The organism is Streptomyces sp. HM190 (genome assembly GCF_009857135.1).
In the GTDB taxonomy this organism is placed as follows: Bacteria; Actinomycetota; Actinomycetes; order Streptomycetales; family Streptomycetaceae; genus Streptomyces; species Streptomyces heilongjiangensis.
The window spans coordinates 3,461,752-3,480,641 of sequence record NZ_CP047318.1 but is presented as its reverse complement, the minus strand read 5'-3'; the positions used below and the strand labels follow the sequence as shown (position 1 = coordinate 3,480,641).

Below are 18,890 nucleotides of genomic sequence, written 5' to 3'. Positions count from 1 at the left end.
GCATAGGAGGCGGTGGTTCCGCCGAGGCGTCGGTTCCCCGGCGGGGGAGGTCCCCGGTCCCCTCACCGCACCTCGATGAACGCCCCCGCGTCCCGCTCCCCCCGGGCGGGCGGCTCGGCTGCCGGGTGCCCGACGGCCACGGCACCCATGGGGTCCCAGTCCTCCGGCAGCGCCAGCACGTCCCGTACGACGTCCCGGCAGAACATCGTCGAGGACACCCACGCGGATCCGAGCCGCTCCCCGGCCAGCGCGACCAGGAAGTTCTGCACCCCGGCCCCGGTGGCGACGACGAACATCTCCCGCTCGGCGCCGTCCCGCCGCGCGTCGCCGTAGGTGTGCGACCCGTCCATCACCAGACACGGGACGACGAGGTACGGGGCGTTGCGCAGTACGTCCCCGCGCCGCACCCGCTTCGCGATGGACTCCTCGCTCTTGCCGTCCCGCCGCAGGTCCGCGATCCACGCCTCCCGCATCGCGTCGAGCAGCCGCGTCCGCGACTCCTCCGACTCCAGCAGCACGAACCGCCACGGCGTCGTGTGGTGCGGCGCCGGCGCGGTGACCGCGGCGGCCACGGCGCGCCGGACCGCCCCGGGGTCGACGGGCTCGTCGGTGAACGCGCGCACGGTGCGCCGCTGGGTCACCGCCAGCCGTACCGCCTCCGAGGTGCCGAGCCGGAACATGTCGTCGCGGGCGCCCCGGACCAGGGCCTTCGTGCCCTCGCCGGAGTCCTCGGCGACGACGTGCGCGAGCCCTCGCACGACGGCCACCGGCAGCCCGGCGGCCTTGCCCTTCACCAGGTCACCGGCGGCCGCCAGTTCGTCGGCGGTGGCGACGACGGTCGCGCTGAGCGGATTGCCGTGCGCGTCCGTGCCGCCGCGCAGGTCGTCGAGGACCCGCACCCCGGCCGCGCCGATGGCCACGTCGGTGAGCCCGCTGCGCCAGGGCCGCCCGAAGGTGTCGGTGACGACGACCCCGACCTCGACGCCGAGCGCGTCCCTGATCCCGTCCCGGACCGCCCGCGCGGAGGCGTCGGGGTCCTCGGGCAGCAGCAGGACCGTCCCGGCGGGGGTGTTGGAGGCGTCGACGCCGGCGGCGGCCATCACCAGGCCCTGCCGGTTCTCCACGATCCGCAGGGCACCGCGCCGGGCCACGACCCGGACGGTCTCCGCGTCGATCGCGGCCTCCCGGTCGGCCGCCTCGACGGTCCGGCCCTCGGCCTTGGAGACGACCTTCGAGGTGACGAGCAGCACGTCCCCGTCGCGCAGCCCGGGCTCGGCCGCGGCGATCAGCTTGGCGAGGTCGTCCCCGCGCTGGACCTCGGGGATCCCGGCCACGGCCCACACCCGGTACCCGGCGGCCGGCGACGCCTCTGTCGCGGTCTGCTCGCTCACGCGGCCCGCACCTCCTCGGCGAGCGCCAGCGCCGCCCGGGCCATCGCCGCGGCGGCGTCGAGGTCGGTCATCATCAGGGGCACCGCCCGGCAGCGGATGCCCGCTGCCTCGACACGCTCCACGGTGCCGGCGTCGACCGTGTCGACGAGCCAGCCGTCGAGCAGCCCGGAGCCGTAGTGCTCGGCGACGGCCGCGGCGGTGGACTCGACGCCGACGGCGGCGAGGACCTTGTCGGCCATGCCCCGCACGGGCGCGTCCCCGACGATGGGGGAGAGCCCGACGACCGGCACCCCGGCCTCGGCGATCGCCTCCCTGATGCCGGGCACGGCGAGGATGGTGCCGACGGAGACGACGGGGTTGGACGGCGGGAAGAGGATCACGTCCGCCGCGGCGAGCGCCTCCAGGACGCCGGGCGCGGGCTTCGCCTGCTCGGCGCCGACCGGCACGATCGCCTCGGCCGGCACGGAGGCCCGCAGCCGCACCCAGTACTCCTGGAAGTGGACGGCCTTGCGCTCGCCGTCGAGGTCGACGGCGACATGGGTCTCGACCCGGTCGTCGGTCATGGGGATGAGCCGCACCCCCGGCTGCCACCGGTCGCACAGCGCCTCGGTGACCGCGCTCAGCGGGTACCCGGCGCCGAGCATCTGCGTCCGCACGATGTGCGTCGCGAAGTCCCGGTCGCCCAGGCCGAACCACTCCGGTCCGACGCCGTACGCCGCGAGCTCCTCCTTCAGGTGGAAGGTCTCGTCGGCCCGGCCCCAGCCCTGCTCCTCGTCGATGCCGCCGCCGAGCGTGTACATCACCGTGTCGAGGTCCGGGCAGACCTTCAGGCCGAAGAGGTGGATGTCGTCCCCGGTGTTGCCGATGACCGTGATCTCCGCCTCCGGAGCGGCCCGCTTCAGGCCGCGCAGGAACCGGGCACCACCGATGCCACCCGCCAGAACCACAATGCGCATGGGAGCCAGTCTCGCAGGCCCCTACGACAACGGACCGCGCGCCCGTCCCGACCCGGAACGGTTTCGGCCGAGGGTCGCCGGTGCGGGTGAGGGCGGCCGGGGTCCGCCGTGGCCGGGCGGTGGCGCGCGTCGGCCGACGGTGACGGCGGCCCCGGCGTCAGGCGTGGGCTGCCGCCGTCCGCGTGGCGCCGGCCCTGGGGTGCATCGGCATGTCCGTCAGGCCCGGGTGGTAGATGTGCAGGCTCACGGCCGGCTCCAGGGTGTCGTTGACGATCTCGTGGGCACGGCCCGGCGCGAGGACCCGCTGCGCGCCGGGGGCCAGCACCCGCGTGCCCCGGTCGGTGTGCTCGGTCAGCGCGCCGTCCAGGACGGTGAGCACCCCGGACGAGTCGCCGTGGTCGTGCAGCCCGGTGCCCTGGCCCGGCAGCCAGGACAGCAGCCACACCTCGTACCCGGGGCCGGTGCGCAGCCGGTGGTACCAGCGTGTCGTCGCGTCGTACTCGACGAGGCGCTCCCACTGGGCGCGGTCCTCGGCGATGGAGCGGGCGAGACCGGCGAACTCGGCCACGGTGACCGGGTGTCGGCGCGGTGCCCGCAGCAGGTGGGGGACTTCGAGGAGATCGCCGGCGATCTGGAGGTCGCTGTCGCTGTTCATGGGGTGAGGTGGTCCTCGGCGGAGAGTGCGGGGGGATGGCCGGGTGTCGCGTGCCGTCCGCCCGGGTCGCGGGCGGGGGCGGTGGCCCGGGTGCGGGCGGAGGGGAACAGCAGCCGAGCCGCGATGGGCTCAGTGGCAGCCGGAGCGCGTTGGGCTCAACAGCTGGGACAGCAACAGCTACAGCGAGCGCGGGCAGCACCGAGGGACCCGGCGGAGCGGGTCGAGGTGAGCGCCAAGTTCCCGAGCATGCCCACTAGGACAGCGGTTCACACCTCTGCTGTCAACTTCACGTCCGCCATGTGGAGGTCACTTCACCTCTTCCGGTGCATCGCCGCGGTGAAAGGTTTGTGCTCGGGGAGTCGGGGACACAAGGCGCACAACCCGATACGGGTGAGTCCAAGCGGGCCGGAACGAGATCGAACTCCCGGACGTCTTCCCTCGTAAGAGAGGGTGACCGTCCGGGACGTCCGCCCACCACCAGACTGCTGTCACGTTTATGCCGATTTGAACACTTTCCGCATAGCCTTGGTTCCGCAGAGTGAATAAGGGGCCCAATAGCAGATCTCGGCTTGACTCGCCCGTAGCAGCACACTTGTAATTTCACTCGTGTCGTTCAGCCGACATCGGTAACGGCCGCACGACGGGGACGCGAAAGACGGACGAGGGGCGCACATGACCGAGCTCGTGCAGCAACTGCTGGTCGACGACGCGGACGAGGAACTCGGCTGGCAGGAGCGCGCACTGTGCGCCCAGACCGACCCCGAGTCCTTCTTCCCCGAGAAGGGCGGCTCGACCCGCGAGGCCAAGAAGGTCTGCCTCGCCTGCGAGGTACGCTCCGAGTGCCTCGAGTACGCCCTCGCCAACGACGAGCGCTTCGGCATCTGGGGCGGCCTGTCCGAGCGTGAACGCCGCCGCCTGAAGAAGGCCGCCGTCTGAGCGCGCGCCGCACTCGCCGCAGGCGGCCTCCGCAGAGCGCACACCTCAGGAAGCCGGCAGTCCGCAGCACGTCCCAGCACCACCGGGTGACCAACGGCCCGTCGCAGGTGGCTTGTCCACAGGCGGCGGGCCGCCGTGCCCGCCCGTCTCCCGGCCACCGCCCCTCACCGAGGCGCTCCGCGCCGCCCCCTCCTGCCTTGCCATTAGTGTGGGCCCTCGTCCGAGACGTCCCGCTGTCCCCGCCGGACACAGACGTCCACCGCAGTCCATCGAACCGGGGCCCGTACCTCGATGTCCGTGCACAGCCACACCACAGCCCACGACGCTGCCACCCCTGAGTTCCCACGCCATGTGGTGACCGCGGTCCTCGTCGCGCACGACGGCGCCCGCTGGCTGCCCGACGCGCTCGCCGGACTGCTCGGCCAGGAGCGCCCCGTGCAGAGCGCCATGGCGGCCGACACCGGCAGCGCGGACGACTCCGCCCAGCTCCTCGCCGACGCCCTCGGCGCCGACCGCGTCCTGCACCTCGCCCGGCGCACCGGGTTCGGCCAGGCCGTCGAGGAGGCCAACCGCACCGCGGGCGTGCTCACCGAGGACGACCTGGCCTACCTCCGCCGCCCCAGCGGCTGGGACCCGGTCACGCGCACCTGGCGCGACGACGCGTACGACATGCCCGAGCTCCCGCACGGAGAGCCGGTGCAATGGCTGTGGCTGCTGCACGACGACTGCGCCCCCGAGCCCGACGCCCTCGCCCAGCTGCTGCGCGTCGTGGAGAACGAACGCGAACTGGGCCGCGACGACGTCGCCGTCGTCGGACCCAAGCTGCGCGGCTGGTACGACCGCCGGCAGCTCCTGGAGGTCGGCGTCACCGTCGCGGCCTCCGGCCGCCGCTGGACCGGCCTGGACCGCCGCGAGCAGGACCAGGGCCAGCACGACCACGTCAAGCCCAGCCTCGCCGTCTCCACCGCCGGGATGCTGATCCGCCGCGACGTCTTCGAGGAACTCGGCGGCTTCGACCGCCGGCTGCCCCTGATGCGCGACGACGTCGATCTGTGCTGGCGCGCCACCGCCGCCGGCCACCGCGTCCTCGTCGCCCCCGAAGCGGTCGTACGGCACGCCGAGGCGTCCTCCCGCGAGCGCCGCACCGTCGACTGTGTGGGCCGCTCCGCCGCCTCCCCGCACATGGTCGACAAGGCGGGCGCCGTCTACACCCTCCTCGTCAACTCCCGCACCGCACAGCTCCCCTGGGTGCTGTTCCGCATCGTCCTCGGCACCCTGCTGCGGACCGTCGCCTACCTCGTCGGCAAGGCCCCCGGCCAGGCCGTCGACGAGATCCGCGGTCTGCTGAGCGTGCTGCTGCGGCCCGAGCGGATCATCGCCGGCCGCCGCAGGAGAGGCGCGCCGCGGATCGACAAGGGCGAGCTGCGCCCGCTGTTCCCGCCGCCCGGCGCGACCGTCCGCGCCACCGTCGAGCAGGCCGCCGGCGACCTGTTCGGCAGCGCCGACACCGAGACCTCCTCGGCCGGACGGCACGGCGGCGCCGTCGAGTCCGGGCCCGGCGACGACGACGCCGACTTCCTGGAGGTCGAGCAGTTCGCCCGGCTCAAGCGCGTCGCGCGCAAACCGGGCCCGCTGCTCTTCCTCGTGCTGGCGCTCGCCTCGCTCGCCGCGTGCCGCGCGCTCCTCGGCGGCGGCGCCCTCGCGGGCGGCGCCCTGCTGCCCGCACCCGCCGACTCCGCCGACCTGTGGTCGCGCTACCTCGACGCGTGGCACCCCATCGGCGCGGGCGGCGCCGGGTCCGCGCCGCCCTACCTGGCGATCGTCGCGATGCTCGCCTCCCTGCTGTTCGGCTCGACCGGCCTCGCGGTCACCGTGCTCCTCGTGGCCTGCGTGCCGCTGGCCGGATGCACCGCGTACTTCGCCTCACGGCCCCTCGTCCCGTCCCGGCTGCTGCGCGCCTGGGCGGCCGTCGTCTACGCCTTCCTGCCCGCCGTCACCGGCGCCCTCGCCGGGGGGCGCATCGGCACCGCCGTCCTCGCGATCCTGCTCCCCCTGATCGCCCGCGCGGGCGCCGCCGCGGCCGGGCTCACGAACACCACGGGGGCGCGCGGCAGTTGGCGTGCAACCTGGGCGTACGCGCTGCTGCTGACGATCACCACCGCGTTCACCCCGATCGTGTGGCCCATCGCGCTGCTCCTCGGCCTGGCCGTGCTCGGGGTGCGCCGCCGCGAGCTCACCGCCTACGGCCCGCGCTTCCTCGCCCAGCTGGGCACCCCGCTGCTGGTCCTCGCGCCCTGGTCGCTCACCCTGCTGCCGTTCGGCTTCTTCCAGGAGGCCGGACTGGAGTACGGAACCGGCGCGGCCTCCCCGACCGATCTGCTCGGCATCAGCCCCGGCGGCCCCGGCACGGTCGGCGGCCTCACCCTCGTCGGCGTCGTCCTCGCCGCGCTCGCCGCCCTGCTGCGCGCGGAACGCCGACTGGCGATCGGCACCGCCTGGACGGCGGCCCTCGTGGGACTCGTCTTCGCCGTCCTGTCCAACAACTCCGCCTGGGCGGGCCCCGCGACCCTGGTCTACGGCATCGCCCTCCTGGCCGCCGCCACCGTGGGCGCCGACGGGGCACGCGCGCGTGTGGCCGAGCAGAGCTTCGGCTGGCGTCAGCCGGTGGCCGCGCTGATCGCGCTCGCCGCCGCCGTCGGCCCGTTGCTGGCCGCCGCCGGCTGGGTGATCGGCGGCGCCGACGGCCCACTGGCGCGCCGCGACCCCGTCCAGGTCCCCGCGTTCGTCGCCGAGGAGAGCGGCACCCGCGACCAGGCCCGCACCCTCGTCCTCGACAGCGACTCGGCCGCCGAGGTCTCCTACACCCTGGTCCGCGGCTCCGGCGTCCGCCTCGGCGACGCCGAACTCACCGCCGCCGCCGGGCGGAACCCGCAGCTCGACAAGGTCGTCGCCAACCTCGTCGCCGGCTCCGGCGCCGACCAGGCCGACGAGCTCGGTGGCTTCGCCGTGCGCTACGTCCTCGTCCGGCCGGGCGCCCCCCGCGACATGAGCCGCGTGCTGGACGCCACGCCCGGCCTGAGCCGGCTCAGCCAGCAGGACGGCAGCGCCCTGTGGCGCGTGGACCGCGAGGTCGCCCGCGTCACCGTCGAGGCCGGTTCCGGCGACCCGAAGTCCGTCGCGGCCGGCCCCGTCGAGGTGCACACGACCCTCCCGGCCGGCGGCGCGGGCCGCGTCCTGCGCCTCGCCGACACCGCCGACGCGTCCTGGACCGCCACTCTCGACGGCAAGCCGCTCACCCCGACCACGGTCGACGGCTGGGCCCAGGGCTTCCGGCTCCCCGCCGGGGGCGGCCGCCTGGACGTCACCTTCGACGAGCCCGTGAGCCACACCGGCTGGCTGTGGGCCCAGGGGTCGCTCGCGGTCGTCCTCGTGGTCCTCGCCCTGCCGGGCCGCCGCCGCGACGTCGACGACGACCTGCCCGACGAGCCGGTCACGGTACCCGCCCAGGACGTCACCGGCGACGGCCGCCGCGCCCGCCGTCTGCGCGCCCAGGCCGAGGCCGAGGCGGACCGGTCGGCGGACACCCCGCCCCCGCCCGCCGAGGAGGCCCCGGTGGCCGTTCCCGTCCCGGAGCTGCAGGCGTACGGCGAGTGGGACACCCCGAGTCACACGGGCGCCGAGTACGGCCAGTACGACCAGGCGGCCCAGCAGTACCAGCCCGCCCAGCAGTACCCGGTCGGCGCCTACGACCAGCAGCACTACCAGGCCGACCCCTACCAGGGCGGCCAGTACGACCCGTACGCCTCCTACGGGGGCGACGCGGCCTCCTACGACCAGACGTACACCCAGGGCTACGACGCGACGTACGACCCGTCGCACGGCACCGGCGCCGACCCCGAGCGCCCCGACGGGAGCCAGCAGTGAAGCGCACGACCCTGTCCCTGATCGCCGGCACGACCGCCCTCGCCGCCGTCACCGGCTTCGCCGTGCTCAGCGCGCCCGACGCCTCCGGCGGCGACACCGCCGTCGAGGCGGCCGCCCAACTCCCCGTGGAGCGCACGAGCCTGCTCTGTCCGCGGCCCAGCTCCTCGGACATCGCCGAGACCGCGTACACGTCGTTCACGCCCGTCACCGAGGGCGCCTCCGGCAAGGGCGGCGCCCAACTGGTCGCCGCGGGCGAGGAGTCGGCGGACAGCGGCGGGAAGGGCAAGACCGCCAAGCCCTTCCTGGAGCCGAAGGAACCGGGCAGGCCGGTCACCGCGAGCACCGACGGCGGTGACGCGCCCGCGCTGATCGGCCTGGCCGAGGGGAAGTCCGCGCCCGGCTGGACCGTCCAGGAGACCACCGAGGTCGCCGCCGGCACCGGCCGTGGCCTGCTCGGCGTCAACTGCACCGCCCCGGACACGCAGTTCTGGTTCCCCGGCGTCAGCACGGCCGCCGGCCGCACCGACTACGTCCACCTCACCAACCCGGACGACGCGGCGGCCGTCGTCGACATCGAGCTGTACGGCAGGGACGGCGAACTGAAGTCGACGGTGGGGGAGGGCATCACGGTCCGGCCCCGCTCCACCGAACCCGTCCTGCTGTCGACGCTCACCACGGAGAAGCAGTCCGACCTCACGATCCACGTCAGCGTCCGCAGCGGCCGCGTCGGCGCCGCCGTGCAGGCCCTCGACGACAAGCAGGGCGGCGACTGGCTGGCCGCCGCCGCCGACCCGGCCGGCACCGCGGTCCTCCCCGGCATCCCCGAGGACGCCACGTCCGTCCAGCTGATCGCCTTCGCGCCCGGGGACACCGACGCCGACCTGAAGCTGCGGCTCGCCTCGCCCTCCGGGACGATCACCCCGGCCGGCAGCGAGACCCTGCACGTCAAAGCGGGGATGACCGCCACGGCCGACCTCGGCGCCATCACCCGCGGCGAGGCCGGGTCCCTCCTGCTGAGCCCCACCGACGAGTCGGTCCCGGTGGTGGCCGCCCTGCGTGTCGTCCGCGGCAAGGGCGCCAACCAGGAGACGGCGTTCATCCCGGCCACCCGCCCCGTCGGCAAGCGCGCCACGGTCGCCGACAACCGCGCCAAGGGCACGACCCTCGCCCTGACCGCCCCCGGCCGCACCGCCGAGGTCAAGGTCACCGCGTCCGCGGGCGGCACCGCGGGCAAGGCCGCGACCAAGACGTTCACGATCAAGGCGGGCACCACGCAGAACGTGGAGTTCCCCGTCCCGGCGGGCCTGAAGGGCCCCTACGCCCTCACCGTGGAACCCCTCACCGACACTCCCGTCCACGCCTCACGCACCCTGGAGTCCAAGGTCGACGCCGTCCCGGCCTTCACCATCCAGACCCTCCCCGACGACCGGGGAAAGGTGGCGGTTCCCCAGGCCCGCGAGGACGTGGCGGTACTCCAGGACTAGGGGGAGTGCTCGGGGGCTCGGGGGCTCGAGGGCTTTCGGGGGCGCGGGGACCTGCGCGAGGGCGCGCCCCCTCCTGGGCTCCCCCCCGGCGGTGTCAGTCCTCCCCGTACCGGGGATCCACGGTCTCCGGATTCAGCCCCAGCAACTCGGCGACCTGCTCCACGACCACCTCGTGCACCAGTGCCGCCCGCTCGTCGCGCCCCTTCGTCCGGATCTCCACCGGCCGCCGGTACACGACCACCCGCGCGACCCGTCCCTCCCGCGCCGGCACGATCCCGCCGAGCGGCACCGCCTCGTCGTTCCACACCCCGTCGCCCGGCCCGTCCAGCCGCGGCACCTCCAGGACGAGGAAGTCGATGTCGGCCAGCTGCGGCCACCGCCGCTCCAGCCGCTCCACGGAGTCCTGCACGAGGTCGGCGAAGACCTCCCCGCGACTCGCCGCGAGCGGCACCTGCGGCGGCGCGATGGGGCCGCGCATCCCCCGGCCGTGCCGATCACGACGACGGGGCCCTGGCGCGGAGGCGGCGGGCGGCGGTACGAGGTTGTCCATCACCTGTGAAGCGTAGTCCTCACGCGGTCCCCACGCCCGGCTCCACACCCCGCGCCGCACCACCGCTCCGACATCGCTGACCTGGTACGTCCAACCGGCGCGCCGAACACGGGTGCGCCGCAGGGCCGTACGGCATGACGCCGGATGACCGATCCAGCCAAGGTTGGGCTCGAATCCGTTCTCTCCCGGACCGGCGAACTCGCATCAAATGACCTGGTTTGTAAGGAAAATTGAGCGCCTTTCGAGTCGTTCGGCATTCCGGACGAGGGGTTACTCGCAGGTCAGCGAGGGGGGCTCGGAGAGGTCTGTGGGGCGTCTCACACCGCGACACGGTGGAGTGACCTCGTGGAGAGTCGTCGCGGCCCGCTCAAGAGTGCGGTACCGTCCAACATCGTGAGCCCTGTACGTCGCTGTTCGCGCACCGCTTGCGGCCGTCCCGCCGTCGCGACGCTGACGTACGTCTACGCCGACTCGACCGCGGTCCTCGGCCCGCTCGCCACCTACGCCGAACCCCACTGCTACGACCTGTGCGCCGAGCACTCCGAGCGCCTCACCGCCCCGCGCGGCTGGGAGGTCGTCCGCCTGCTCGACGGCTCGGCTCCGGCCCGCCCCAGCGGTGACGACCTCGAAGCGCTCGCCAACGCCGTGCGTGAGGCCGCCCGCCCGCAGCAGCGCGCCGCCGAGGGCGGCGGCGGTGCCCGGACGGCCGACCCGATGGAGGTCGCCCGCCGCGGCCACCTCCGCGTCCTGCGCTCCCCCGACAACTGACACTCCGTTCGGCGGCGTCGCCGCCGCCCCGCGGTGTCCCGCGTCCGTCGCTCCCTCCCGGCACCCTCTCTCCTCCGCCGTTCTCCGCCGGAGCCCGGTCCTGCGCGTGGTCCGCGGCTCCGTCCGACGCCGCACCGGGCACCGCCTCCTGGCAGGGGCCCGCATCCTCGGAGGTCACGCGGTCGGCCGTCACACCGGCCGGGTAGTTTGGGGCGATCCGGTGAGGACTTCAGGAGGGTTTGGCCGTGGCTGCTGATCTGTCGACGATCGTGAAGGCGTACGACGTACGCGGTGTGGTCCCGGACCAGTGGGACGAGCCCCTGGCCGAACTCCTCGGCGCCGCCTTCGCCCGGATCACCGACGCGGACGCCCTCGTCGTCGGCCACGACATGCGGCCCTCCTCGCCCGGCCTCTCCCGCGCCTTCGCGCGCGGCGCCGCGGCAGGCGGGGTGCACGTGACCGAGATCGGCCTCTGCTCGACCGACCAGCTCTACTACGCGTCCGGCGCCCTCGACCTGCCCGGCGCGATGTTCACCGCCTCCCACAACCCCGCCCAGTACAACGGCATCAAGATGTGCCGCGCGGGCGCCGCCCCCGTCGGCCAGGACACCGGTCTCGCCGAGATCCGTGCCCTGGCCGAGGAGTGGAGCGAGACCGGGGCGCCGCGGCCCGCCGCGACCCCGGGCACGATCACCCGCCGCGACACGCTGGAGGACTACGCGGCGTACCTGCGCGGCCTGGTCGACCTCACCGCGATCCGCCCCCTGAAGGTCGTCGTCGACGCGGGCAACGGCATGGGCGGTCACACGGTCCCCACGGTCTTCGCCGGCCTGCCCCTCGACCTCGTCCCCATGTACTTCGAACTGGACGGCACGTTCCCCAACCACGAGGCCAACCCCCTCGACCCGGCCAACATCGTCGACCTGCAGCGGCGCGTCCGCGAGGAGGGCGCCGACCTCGGCATCGCCTTCGACGGCGACGCCGACCGCTGCTTCGTGGTCGACGAACGCGGCAACCCCGTCTCCCCCTCCGCGATCACCGCCCTGGTCGCCTCCCGCGAACTAGCCAAGCGCGGCGGCACGGGCACGGTCATCCACAACCTGATCACCTCCTGGTCCGTCCCCGAGGTCGTCCGGGAGTGCGGCGGCACCCCCGTGCGCACCCGTGTGGGCCACTCCTTCATCAAGGCCGAGATGGCCCGCACCGGCGCGATCTTCGGCGGCGAGCACTCCGCCCACTACTACTTCGCCGACTTCTGGAACGCCGACACGGGCATGCTGGCCGCCCTCCACGTGCTCGCGGCCCTCGGCGGCCAGGACGGCCCCCTCTCCGGCCTCGTCGCCCAGTACGACCGTTACGTGGGCTCCGGCGAGATCAACTCCACCGTCGCCGACCAGGCCGCCCGCCTCGCCGCCGTCAGGGCCGCCTACGAGGGCCGGGAGGGCCTGACCCTGGACGAGCTGGACGGCCTCACCGTGTCCTGCGACGACTGGTGGTTCAACGTCCGCCCCTCCAACACGGAGCCCCTCCTGCGCCTGAACGCCGAGGCCCGCGACGAGGCGACCATGGCCAAGCTCCGCGACGAGGTCCTGGCGATCATCCGGGGGTGAACCGCGCCGCCCTCGCGGGGGCGCCGCCGCCCCCGCACCGGGCGCCTCACCGGCAAAGGACCCGCCCCGCACGGCCCGACGCCCCGCCCAACCCCGGCGCAGCCCCCCTCCCGGCGGTACGCTGACGAGGCCGCACCGCACCACCCCGCACGACAGAACCCCGCCCCCGAAGGGACCCCGACATGCCGCTCGAAGCCGGCCTCCTGGAGATCCTCGCCTGCCCGGCGTGCCACGCGCCCCTCACCGAGGAGGACACCGAGCTGACCTGCACCGGTCAGGACTGCGGCCTCGCCTACCCCATCCGCGACGGCATCCCCGTGCTCCTCGTCGACGAGGCCCGCCGCCCGGCGTGACCCCCCGCCCGGGCCTCGGCCCCGGGCACACCGCAACGCGTCATCCCGCCCGGGTGGACAAACCCGCGCGAAGGCGAAAAAGGGCACCCGGCGAATCGGAGGCTGCCGCCCATGCTCGACGAATCGCTGCTAGACACCCCCGACGCCCTGTCGGAGGCCGACCGGGGCGGTCTGCTCCGCGGCGCCGCCGAGGCCGGCGCCCGGGTCCGCACGGCCATCCGCCTCGGCACCGAGGCCGGTATCGGCGACCTCAAACCCGACGGCCGCCCCCGCGCCCTGATGGTCGCGGGCCCCGGCATGGCCCCCGCCGGCGTCGCCGACCTGCTCGGCGCCCTCGCCGGCTCCAGCTGCCCGATCACCCGCATCCACCCCACCGGCGTGGCTCCCGCCCCGGGCGCCCTCCGCTGGGACCTCCCGGGCTGGGCCGGCTCGGTCGACCTCCTCCTGATCGCCACCGCCGACGGCACCGAGCCCGGCCTGTCGCTCCTGGCCGACCAGGCCTACCGCCGCGGCTGCACCGTCGTGGTCGTCGCCCCGCCCCGCACCCCCGTCGCCGAGGCGGTGGCGGGCGCCCACGGCCTGTTCGTACCGATGGCGACCGCCCCGTACGAGCTGGAGGTGCCCCTCGGCGCCGCCGCCCCCGGCATCCTGTGGGCCCTGCTCACCCCGATGCTGGCGCTCCTCGACCGCACGGGCCTCGTCGCAGCCGACCCGGACGCCCTCGCGAAGGTCGCCGACCGCCTCGACCACGTCGCCGAACGCTGCGGCCCCGCCATCGCCACGTACAGCAACCCCGCCAAGACACTCGCCGCCGAGTTCGCCGACGCCCTCCCGCTGATCTGGACCGAGGGCCATGCCGCGGGCCCCGTGGGCCGCCGCTTCGCCTCCGCGCTCGCCGAGCTGGCGGGCCGCCCCGCGCTCGCCGCCCAGCTCCCCGAGGCCCTCGCCTCGCACGCCGTGGTGCTGTCCGGCCCCCTCGCCGCGAGCGCCGACCCCGAGGCCTTCTTCCGCGACCGCGTCGAGGAGCCCCCCGCCCTCCACGCGCGCGTGCTCCTCCTGCGCGACCGGCCCACCGGCGGACTCAGCGCGGCCCCCGCCGCCCGCGAACTCGCCCTCGGCCACGACACCGCGATCAGCGAGCTGGAACCCGAGGAGGGCAGCGACCTGGAGACCCTCGCGGAGATGATCGCCATCACGGATTTCGCCGCCGTTTACCTGTCGCTCGCCACGGGAGCCTGATCCTTACCCGGGCCTCCCGGCACACCCCCGAACGGCGTACGGAGAAGAACACACACATGGACCGCCTCGACAACACCATCCGCCCCTACGCCTGGGGCTCGACCACCGCCATCCCGCACCTCCTCGGCGTGGCCCCCACCGGCGAACCGCAGGCGGAGATGTGGCTGGGCGCCCACCCCGGCGCCCCCTCACGCACCCCGCGCGGTCCCCTCACCGAGGTGATCGACGAGGCACCCGAACGCGAGCTGGGCCCGCGCACCGTCGCCAAGTTCGGCCCCCGCCTGCCGTTCCTGCTGAAGATCCTCGCCGCCGGCGCCCCCCTCTCCCTCCAGGTCCACCCCGACCTCGAACAGGCCAGGGAGGGCTACGCCGACGAGGAACGCCGCGGCATCCCGATCGACGCGGGCCACCGCAACTACAAGGACGCCAACCACAAGCCCGAACTGATCTGCGCCCTCACCGAGTTCGACGGCCTCTGCGGCTTCCGCGACCCGCTGCGCGCCGCCGACCTGCTCGCCGCCCTCGACGTCGACTCCCTCAAGCCGTACGTCGACCTCCTGCACGCCCACCCCGAAGAGGCCGCGCTGCGCGAGGTGTTGACGGCCGTCCTGAGCGCCGACCCCGCGGCGATGGCCGAGACGGTCACCGAGACTGCGGCCGCCTGCGCGCGCCTCGGCGGCGACCACGCCCCGTACGCCGGCATCGCCCACCACTACCCCGGCGACCCCGGCGTCATCGCCGCCATGCTGCTCAACCACGTACGCCTGCAGCCCGGCGAGGCCCTCTTCCTCGGCGCCGGCATCCCGCACGCCTACCTCGACGGCCTCGGCGTCGAGATCATGGCCAACTCCGACAACGTCCTGCGCTGCGGCCTCACCCCCAAGCACGTCGATGTCCCCGAACTCCTGCGCGTCGTCCGCTTCGAGGCGACCGACCCGGGCGTCCTGCGCCCCGAGGCGGCCCCCGACGGCGAGGAGGTCTACGCGACCCCCATCGACGAGTTCCGCCTCTCCCGCTACGTCCTGCCCGAGGCCACCGCCCCGCACGACCTCACCCTCCCGACCCCGCAGATCCTGCTCTGCACGGCCGGTTCGGTACGGGCGGGTGACCACACCCTCGCCCCGGGCCAGTCCGTGTTCGTCCCGGCGGACGAGAAGGCCGAGGTGTCCGGACCGGGCACCGTCTTCCGCGCCACGGTGGTCGCGTGAACGGCGTGACCCCCGCCTGATCCACGACCCGGCGCACCGGCACCGGACCGGGCTGCAACAATGCCCCCTGCAAAAGGCGGGCAAAGCCCGGCCGGTGACGGACGGAAGCGTGGGTACCCATGCCCATGCACGGACACATGCGTAGGCGAAGGGACACCCCGGACAGATGAGCGCGTCAGGCGGCACCAAGGCGATCGTGGCGGCACTCGGCGCCAACCTCGCCATCGCGGCAGCGAAGTTCGTGGCTTTCCTTTTCAGCGGCTCGTCCTCGATGCTCGCCGAGTCCGTGCACTCCCTCGCCGACTCCGGCAACCAGGCCCTGCTCCTCCTCGGCGGCAAGCGGGCCAAGCGCGAGGCCACCCCGCAACACCCCTTCGGCTACGGCCGCGAGCGCTACATCTACGCCTTCCTCGTCTCCATCGTCCTCTTCTCCGTCGGCGGCATGTTCGCCCTGTACGAGGGCTACGAGAAGATCAAGCACCCGCACGAGATCGACCACTGGTACTGGCCGGTCGGCGTCCTCGTGTTCGCGATCATCGCCGAGTCGTTCTCCTTCCGGACCGCCATCAAGGAGTCCAACACCCTCCGCGGCAAGAAGTCCTGGACGGAGTTCGTCCGCCACGCCAAGGCCCCCGAGCTGCCCGTCGTGCTCCTGGAGGACCTCGGCGCGCTCGTCGGCCTGATCCTCGCCCTCGGCGGCGTCGGCCTGGCCCTGCTCACCGGCGACGGCGTCTGGGACGGCATCGGCACCCTCTGCATCGGCGCCCTGCTCATCCTCATCGCGCTCGTCCTCGCCGCCGAGACCAAGTCCCTCCTCCTCGGCGAGTCCGCCGGCGTGGAGGACGTCGAGAAGATCGCCGCGGCCGTCGTCGACGGCGACACCGTCACCCGCGTCATCCACATGCGCACCCTCCACCTCGGCCCCGAGGAACTCCTCGTCGCCGCCAAGATCGCCGTCCGGCACGACGACACCGCCGCCGAGGTGGCGAACGCCATCGACGCCGCCGAGGCCCGTATCCGCGAGGCCGTCCCGATCGCCCGCGTCATCTACCTCGAACCCGACATCTACAGCGAGGCCGAGGCCGCCAAGGGCCCCGACGCCGAGGCCACCCCCGGCGGCCCCGCCCCGACCGCCGGGCACTGACCTCTCGTACCTCCTCGTACCTCCTCGTAGTCCGAGCTGGACCGGGCCCGCCGCAGCACGCGGCGGGCCTTTTCCCGTCACACCCCACGTACCGTCGCACCGTCGACACCCCAGGCCAGGACGCCTACGAGCCTCCACCGGCTCCCGGCGAAGACTTGATCCTTCCCCGGGTGGACTGGGGCCGCACGGGTCGACCGGTGTAGCTTGGGACGGAGCCAGACGTCGCTGCTGATGGCGGTCGGGCGGTCCCACCGAGGACCGGCCGAGGGAGAGAGGGCCTCCGACGGACTGCGCTGCGCGCACGCGGGCATGCCTGTGTCCTCTTCGGACACCCCTGTGTCCGCCGCCGCGCAGACCAGCCCTACCCACCCTCGACCCGACACCGAGGAGCAGCTCGTCATGACGACTGTCGACCAGCGACAGGACTTCAAGGTCGCCGACCTCTCCCTGGCCGAGTTCGGCCGCAAGGAGATCACCCTCGCCGAGCACGAGATGCCCGGCCTGATGGCGATCCGCAAGGAGTACGCCGAGGCCCAGCCCCTCGCCGGCGCCCGCGTCACCGGCTCCCTGCACATGACCGTGCAGACCGCCGTCCTCATCGAGACCCTGGTCGCCCTCGGCGCCCAGGTCCGCTGGGCCTCCTGCAACATCTTCTCCACCCAGGACCACGCCGCCGCGGCCATCGCGGTCGGCCCGAACGGCACCGTGGACAACCCGCAGGGCGTCCCGGTCTTCGCCTGGAAGGGCGAGACCCTGGAGGAGTACTGGTGGTGCACCGAGCAGGCGCTGACCTGGCCGGACAGCCCCACCGGCGGCCCCAACATGATCCTCGACGACGGCGGTGACGCCACCCTCCTCGTCCACAAGGGCGTCGAGTACGAGAAGGCCGGCGAGGTCCCGGCCGTCGACACCGCCGAGAACGACGAGCACCGCGTCATCCTGGAACTCCTCCACCGCACCATCACCGAGGGCTCCCAGAAGTGGACCCAGCTCGCCTCGGAGATCCGCGGCGTCACCGAGGAGACCACCACCGGCGTCCACCGCCTGTACGAGATGCAGCGCGACGGCGTCCTCCTCTTCCCGGCGATCAACGTGAACGACGCCGTCACCAAGTCGAAGTTCGACAACAAGTACGGCTGCCGCCACTCCCTGATCGACGGCATCAACCGCGCCACCGACGTCCTCATCGGCGGCAAGACCGCCGTCGTCTGCGGCTACGGCGACGTGGGCAAGGGCTGCGCGGAGTCCCTGCGCGGCCAGGGCGCCCGCGTCATCGTCACGGAGATCGACCCGATCTGCGCGCTCCAGGCCGCCATGGACGGCTACCAGGTCACGACCCTCGACGAGGTCATCGACAAGGCCGACATCTTCATCACCACGACCGGCAACAAGGACATCATCATGGCCTCCGACATGGCCAAGATGAAGCACCAGGCCATCGTCGGCAACATCGGCCACTTCGACAACGAGATCGACATGGCCGGCCTCGCCAAGGTCCCCGGCATCGTCAAGGACGAGGTCAAGCCGCAGGTCCACACCTGGACCTTCCCCGACGGCAAGGTGATCATCGTCCTGTCCGAGGGTCGTCTGCTGAACCTGGGCAACGCCACCGGCCACCCGTCGTTCGTGATGTCCAACTCGTTCGCGGACCAGACCCTGGCCCAGATCGAGCTGTTCACCAAGCCGGACGCGTACCCGATCGGTGTCTACACGCTGCCCAAGCACCTCGACGAGAAGGTCGCCCGCCTGCACCTCGACGCGCTCGGCGTGAAGCTCACGACGCTCCGTCCGGAGCAGGCCGCGTACATCGGCGTGGAGGTCGAGGGCCCCTACAAGCCGGACCACTACCGCTACTGATCACGCACCCGCGCCGACGCACCAGCGCGCCGGTTCACAGGCAGGCCCCCGCACCCCCGTGCCGGGGGCCTGCCCGTTCGGCCGGCGGCTCGCCCGCCGGCCCGATCAGCCCGTCACGACCCAGGACGCCCATGCCCCGCGGCCGGTATTCGCTTCACGACCCGCACGACCACACCCTCCTCGCCGAAGAACACTTCCACTGCGCGCCGGGTCCCTCCGGCTGGCGCTATGTGTCCCAACTGACCGCCCCTTCCGGTGACCACGCCGGCTCCGTCGACCTCGCCCTCGACGACCTCGGCCGCCCGCTCCGCCTCGAACTCCACGCCGCGAGCTGGCAGGTCCGCGGAGCCGCTCTCGACGGCGTCACCTGGGTCCGTACCGACCCCACCGGTACGCAGGCCACCGAAGGCAACGTCCGCGCCCACGCCTTCACCGGCACCTCCCCGGCGTTCCTCATCGCCACCGCCCGTCTGCTGCGCCTCACCCCCTCCGAGTCCGCGACCCGCGTACGCCTCGTCGCCTTCACCGACCCGGTCCTCGCCCCGCGCACCGTGGACCAGTCCTGGGCCTTGATCGCAAGAGAAGCACACGCCACTGACAACGGCCCCCTGACCGTGGACGAATACCAGGTCACAGCCCTGGACACCGGTGAGCAGCACACCGTTCACCTCTCCGGCGACGTAGTCCTGGCGGCCCCTGGGGTGGAGCTGGAACACCTGGAATCACCGCCGTCGACGTTCGACTGACGGAGAGCCGCCAGAAGGATGCGGCCGGGGGAGACCGGCCGGAGGAGTCCGGCCGAGAGACACGGGGCG

The 18,890-nt window shown here is 73.6% G+C and carries 15 protein-coding genes; 11 read left to right on the top strand and 4 right to left on the bottom strand.

Annotated elements, in window-relative coordinates:
* Positions 1 to 62: 62 nt before the first annotated feature.
* The 3 genes from GSY65_RS14600 to GSY65_RS14590 all read right to left on the bottom strand — a co-directional run bounded on the left by GSY65_RS14600 (position 63) and on the right by GSY65_RS14590 (position 3,002).
* Positions 63 to 1,391, bottom strand: a complete 1,329-nt coding sequence (locus GSY65_RS14600; protein ID WP_159768223.1) for a coenzyme F420-0:L-glutamate ligase — start codon at positions 1,389 to 1,391, stop codon at positions 63 to 65.
* Complete coding sequence (cofD, locus tag GSY65_RS14595; RefSeq protein ID WP_159768220.1) at positions 1,388 to 2,347, bottom strand: 2-phospho-L-lactate transferase; 960 nt, start codon at positions 2,345 to 2,347, stop codon at positions 1,388 to 1,390. The genes GSY65_RS14600 and cofD overlap by 4 nt, the downstream gene beginning before the upstream one ends.
* Before the next feature lie 157 nt (positions 2,348 to 2,504).
* Positions 2,505 to 3,002, bottom strand: a complete 498-nt coding sequence (locus GSY65_RS14590) for a cysteine dioxygenase (RefSeq protein WP_159768217.1) — start codon at positions 3,000 to 3,002, stop codon at positions 2,505 to 2,507.
* 672 nt (positions 3,003 to 3,674) lie between these two features.
* Here GSY65_RS14590 and GSY65_RS14585 point away from each other — a divergent pair.
* From GSY65_RS14585 to GSY65_RS14575, 3 genes are all read left to right on the top strand, one after another.
* Positions 3,675 to 3,938 carry a WhiB family transcriptional regulator gene (locus GSY65_RS14585; protein ID WP_003975777.1) on the top strand — a complete coding sequence of 88 codons (264 nt, stop codon included), beginning with the start codon at positions 3,675 to 3,677 and terminating at the stop codon, positions 3,936 to 3,938.
* Positions 3,939 to 4,229: 291 nt separating this feature from the next.
* A complete protein-coding gene (locus GSY65_RS14580; protein WP_159768214.1) occupies positions 4,230 to 7,862 on the top strand; it encodes a glycosyltransferase family 2 protein in 3,633 nt (1,210 codons plus the stop codon).
* Entirely contained in the window at positions 7,859 to 9,346 is a 1,488-nt protein-coding gene (locus GSY65_RS14575; protein WP_159768211.1) for a DUF5719 family protein, read from the top strand. Before GSY65_RS14580 ends, GSY65_RS14575 begins: the two co-directional genes overlap by 4 nt.
* 94 nt (positions 9,347 to 9,440) lie before the next feature.
* Here GSY65_RS14575 and GSY65_RS14570 read toward each other — a convergent pair whose 3' ends face one another.
* A complete protein-coding gene (locus GSY65_RS14570; protein ID WP_159768208.1) occupies positions 9,441 to 9,896 on the bottom strand; it encodes a metallopeptidase family protein in 456 nt (151 codons plus the stop codon).
* Positions 9,897 to 10,241: 345 nt separating this feature from the next.
* Here GSY65_RS14570 and GSY65_RS14565 point away from each other — a divergent pair, with 345 nt between their 5' ends.
* From GSY65_RS14565 to GSY65_RS14530, 8 genes are all read left to right on the top strand, one after another.
* On the top strand, positions 10,242 to 10,664 hold the full coding sequence (locus tag GSY65_RS14565) for a DUF3499 domain-containing protein (protein ID WP_159768205.1): 423 nt from the start codon (positions 10,242 to 10,244) through the stop codon (positions 10,662 to 10,664).
* 245 nt (positions 10,665 to 10,909) lie between these two features.
* The gene (locus GSY65_RS14560) at positions 10,910 to 12,274 is read left to right on the top strand and encodes a phosphomannomutase/phosphoglucomutase (RefSeq protein WP_159768202.1); all 1,365 of its coding nucleotides are present in this window, start codon (positions 10,910 to 10,912) and stop codon (positions 12,272 to 12,274) included.
* 182 nt (positions 12,275 to 12,456) lie between these two features.
* Positions 12,457 to 12,627 (top strand): Trm112 family protein, encoded by a 171-nt coding sequence (locus GSY65_RS14555; protein WP_099963864.1) that lies wholly within the window; start codon positions 12,457 to 12,459, stop codon positions 12,625 to 12,627.
* Between the two features lie 111 nt (positions 12,628 to 12,738).
* On the top strand, positions 12,739 to 13,866 hold the full coding sequence (locus tag GSY65_RS14550; RefSeq protein WP_159768199.1) for an SIS domain-containing protein: 1,128 nt from the start codon (positions 12,739 to 12,741) through the stop codon (positions 13,864 to 13,866).
* A gap of 56 nt (positions 13,867 to 13,922) precedes the next feature.
* On the top strand, positions 13,923 to 15,074 hold the full coding sequence (gene manA, locus GSY65_RS14545; protein ID WP_159768196.1) for a mannose-6-phosphate isomerase, class I: 1,152 nt from the start codon (positions 13,923 to 13,925) through the stop codon (positions 15,072 to 15,074).
* Between the two features lie 166 nt (positions 15,075 to 15,240).
* A complete protein-coding gene (locus tag GSY65_RS14540; protein ID WP_159768193.1) occupies positions 15,241 to 16,218 on the top strand; it encodes a cation diffusion facilitator family transporter in 978 nt (325 codons plus the stop codon).
* Positions 16,219 to 16,617: 399 nt separating this feature from the next.
* A complete protein-coding gene (gene ahcY / locus GSY65_RS14535; protein ID WP_159768190.1) occupies positions 16,618 to 18,075 on the top strand; it encodes an adenosylhomocysteinase in 1,458 nt (485 codons plus the stop codon).
* A gap of 131 nt (positions 18,076 to 18,206) precedes the next feature.
* Positions 18,207 to 18,821: a hypothetical protein gene (locus tag GSY65_RS14530; protein WP_159768187.1), complete on the top strand. Its 615-nt coding sequence runs from the start codon at positions 18,207 to 18,209 to the stop codon at positions 18,819 to 18,821.
* The last annotated feature ends 69 nt before the right edge of the window (positions 18,822 to 18,890 follow it).

Coding starts and splice junctions, on each gene's coding strand:
- GSY65_RS14590 (WP_159768217.1), bottom strand. CDS start 3,002: ATGAACAGCGACAGCGACCTCCAGATCGCCGGCGATCTCCTCGAAGTC.
- cofD (WP_159768220.1), bottom strand. CDS start 2,347: ATGCGCATTGTGGTTCTGGCGGGTGGCATCGGTGGTGCCCGGTTCCTG.
- GSY65_RS14555 (WP_099963864.1), top strand. CDS start 12,457: ATGCCGCTCGAAGCCGGCCTCCTGGAGATCCTCGCCTGCCCGGCGTGC.
- ahcY (WP_159768190.1), top strand. CDS start 16,618: ATGACGACTGTCGACCAGCGACAGGACTTCAAGGTCGCCGACCTCTCC.
- GSY65_RS14550 (WP_159768199.1), top strand. CDS start 12,739: ATGCTCGACGAATCGCTGCTAGACACCCCCGACGCCCTGTCGGAGGCC.
- GSY65_RS14570 (WP_159768208.1), bottom strand. CDS start 9,896: ATGGACAACCTCGTACCGCCGCCCGCCGCCTCCGCGCCAGGGCCCCGT.
- GSY65_RS14580 (WP_159768214.1), top strand. CDS start 4,230: ATGTCCGTGCACAGCCACACCACAGCCCACGACGCTGCCACCCCTGAG.
- manA (WP_159768196.1), top strand. CDS start 13,923: ATGGACCGCCTCGACAACACCATCCGCCCCTACGCCTGGGGCTCGACC.
- GSY65_RS14530 (WP_159768187.1), top strand. CDS start 18,207: ATGCCCCGCGGCCGGTATTCGCTTCACGACCCGCACGACCACACCCTC.
- GSY65_RS14585 (WP_003975777.1), top strand. CDS start 3,675: ATGACCGAGCTCGTGCAGCAACTGCTGGTCGACGACGCGGACGAGGAA.
- GSY65_RS14540 (WP_159768193.1), top strand. CDS start 15,241: ATGAGCGCGTCAGGCGGCACCAAGGCGATCGTGGCGGCACTCGGCGCC.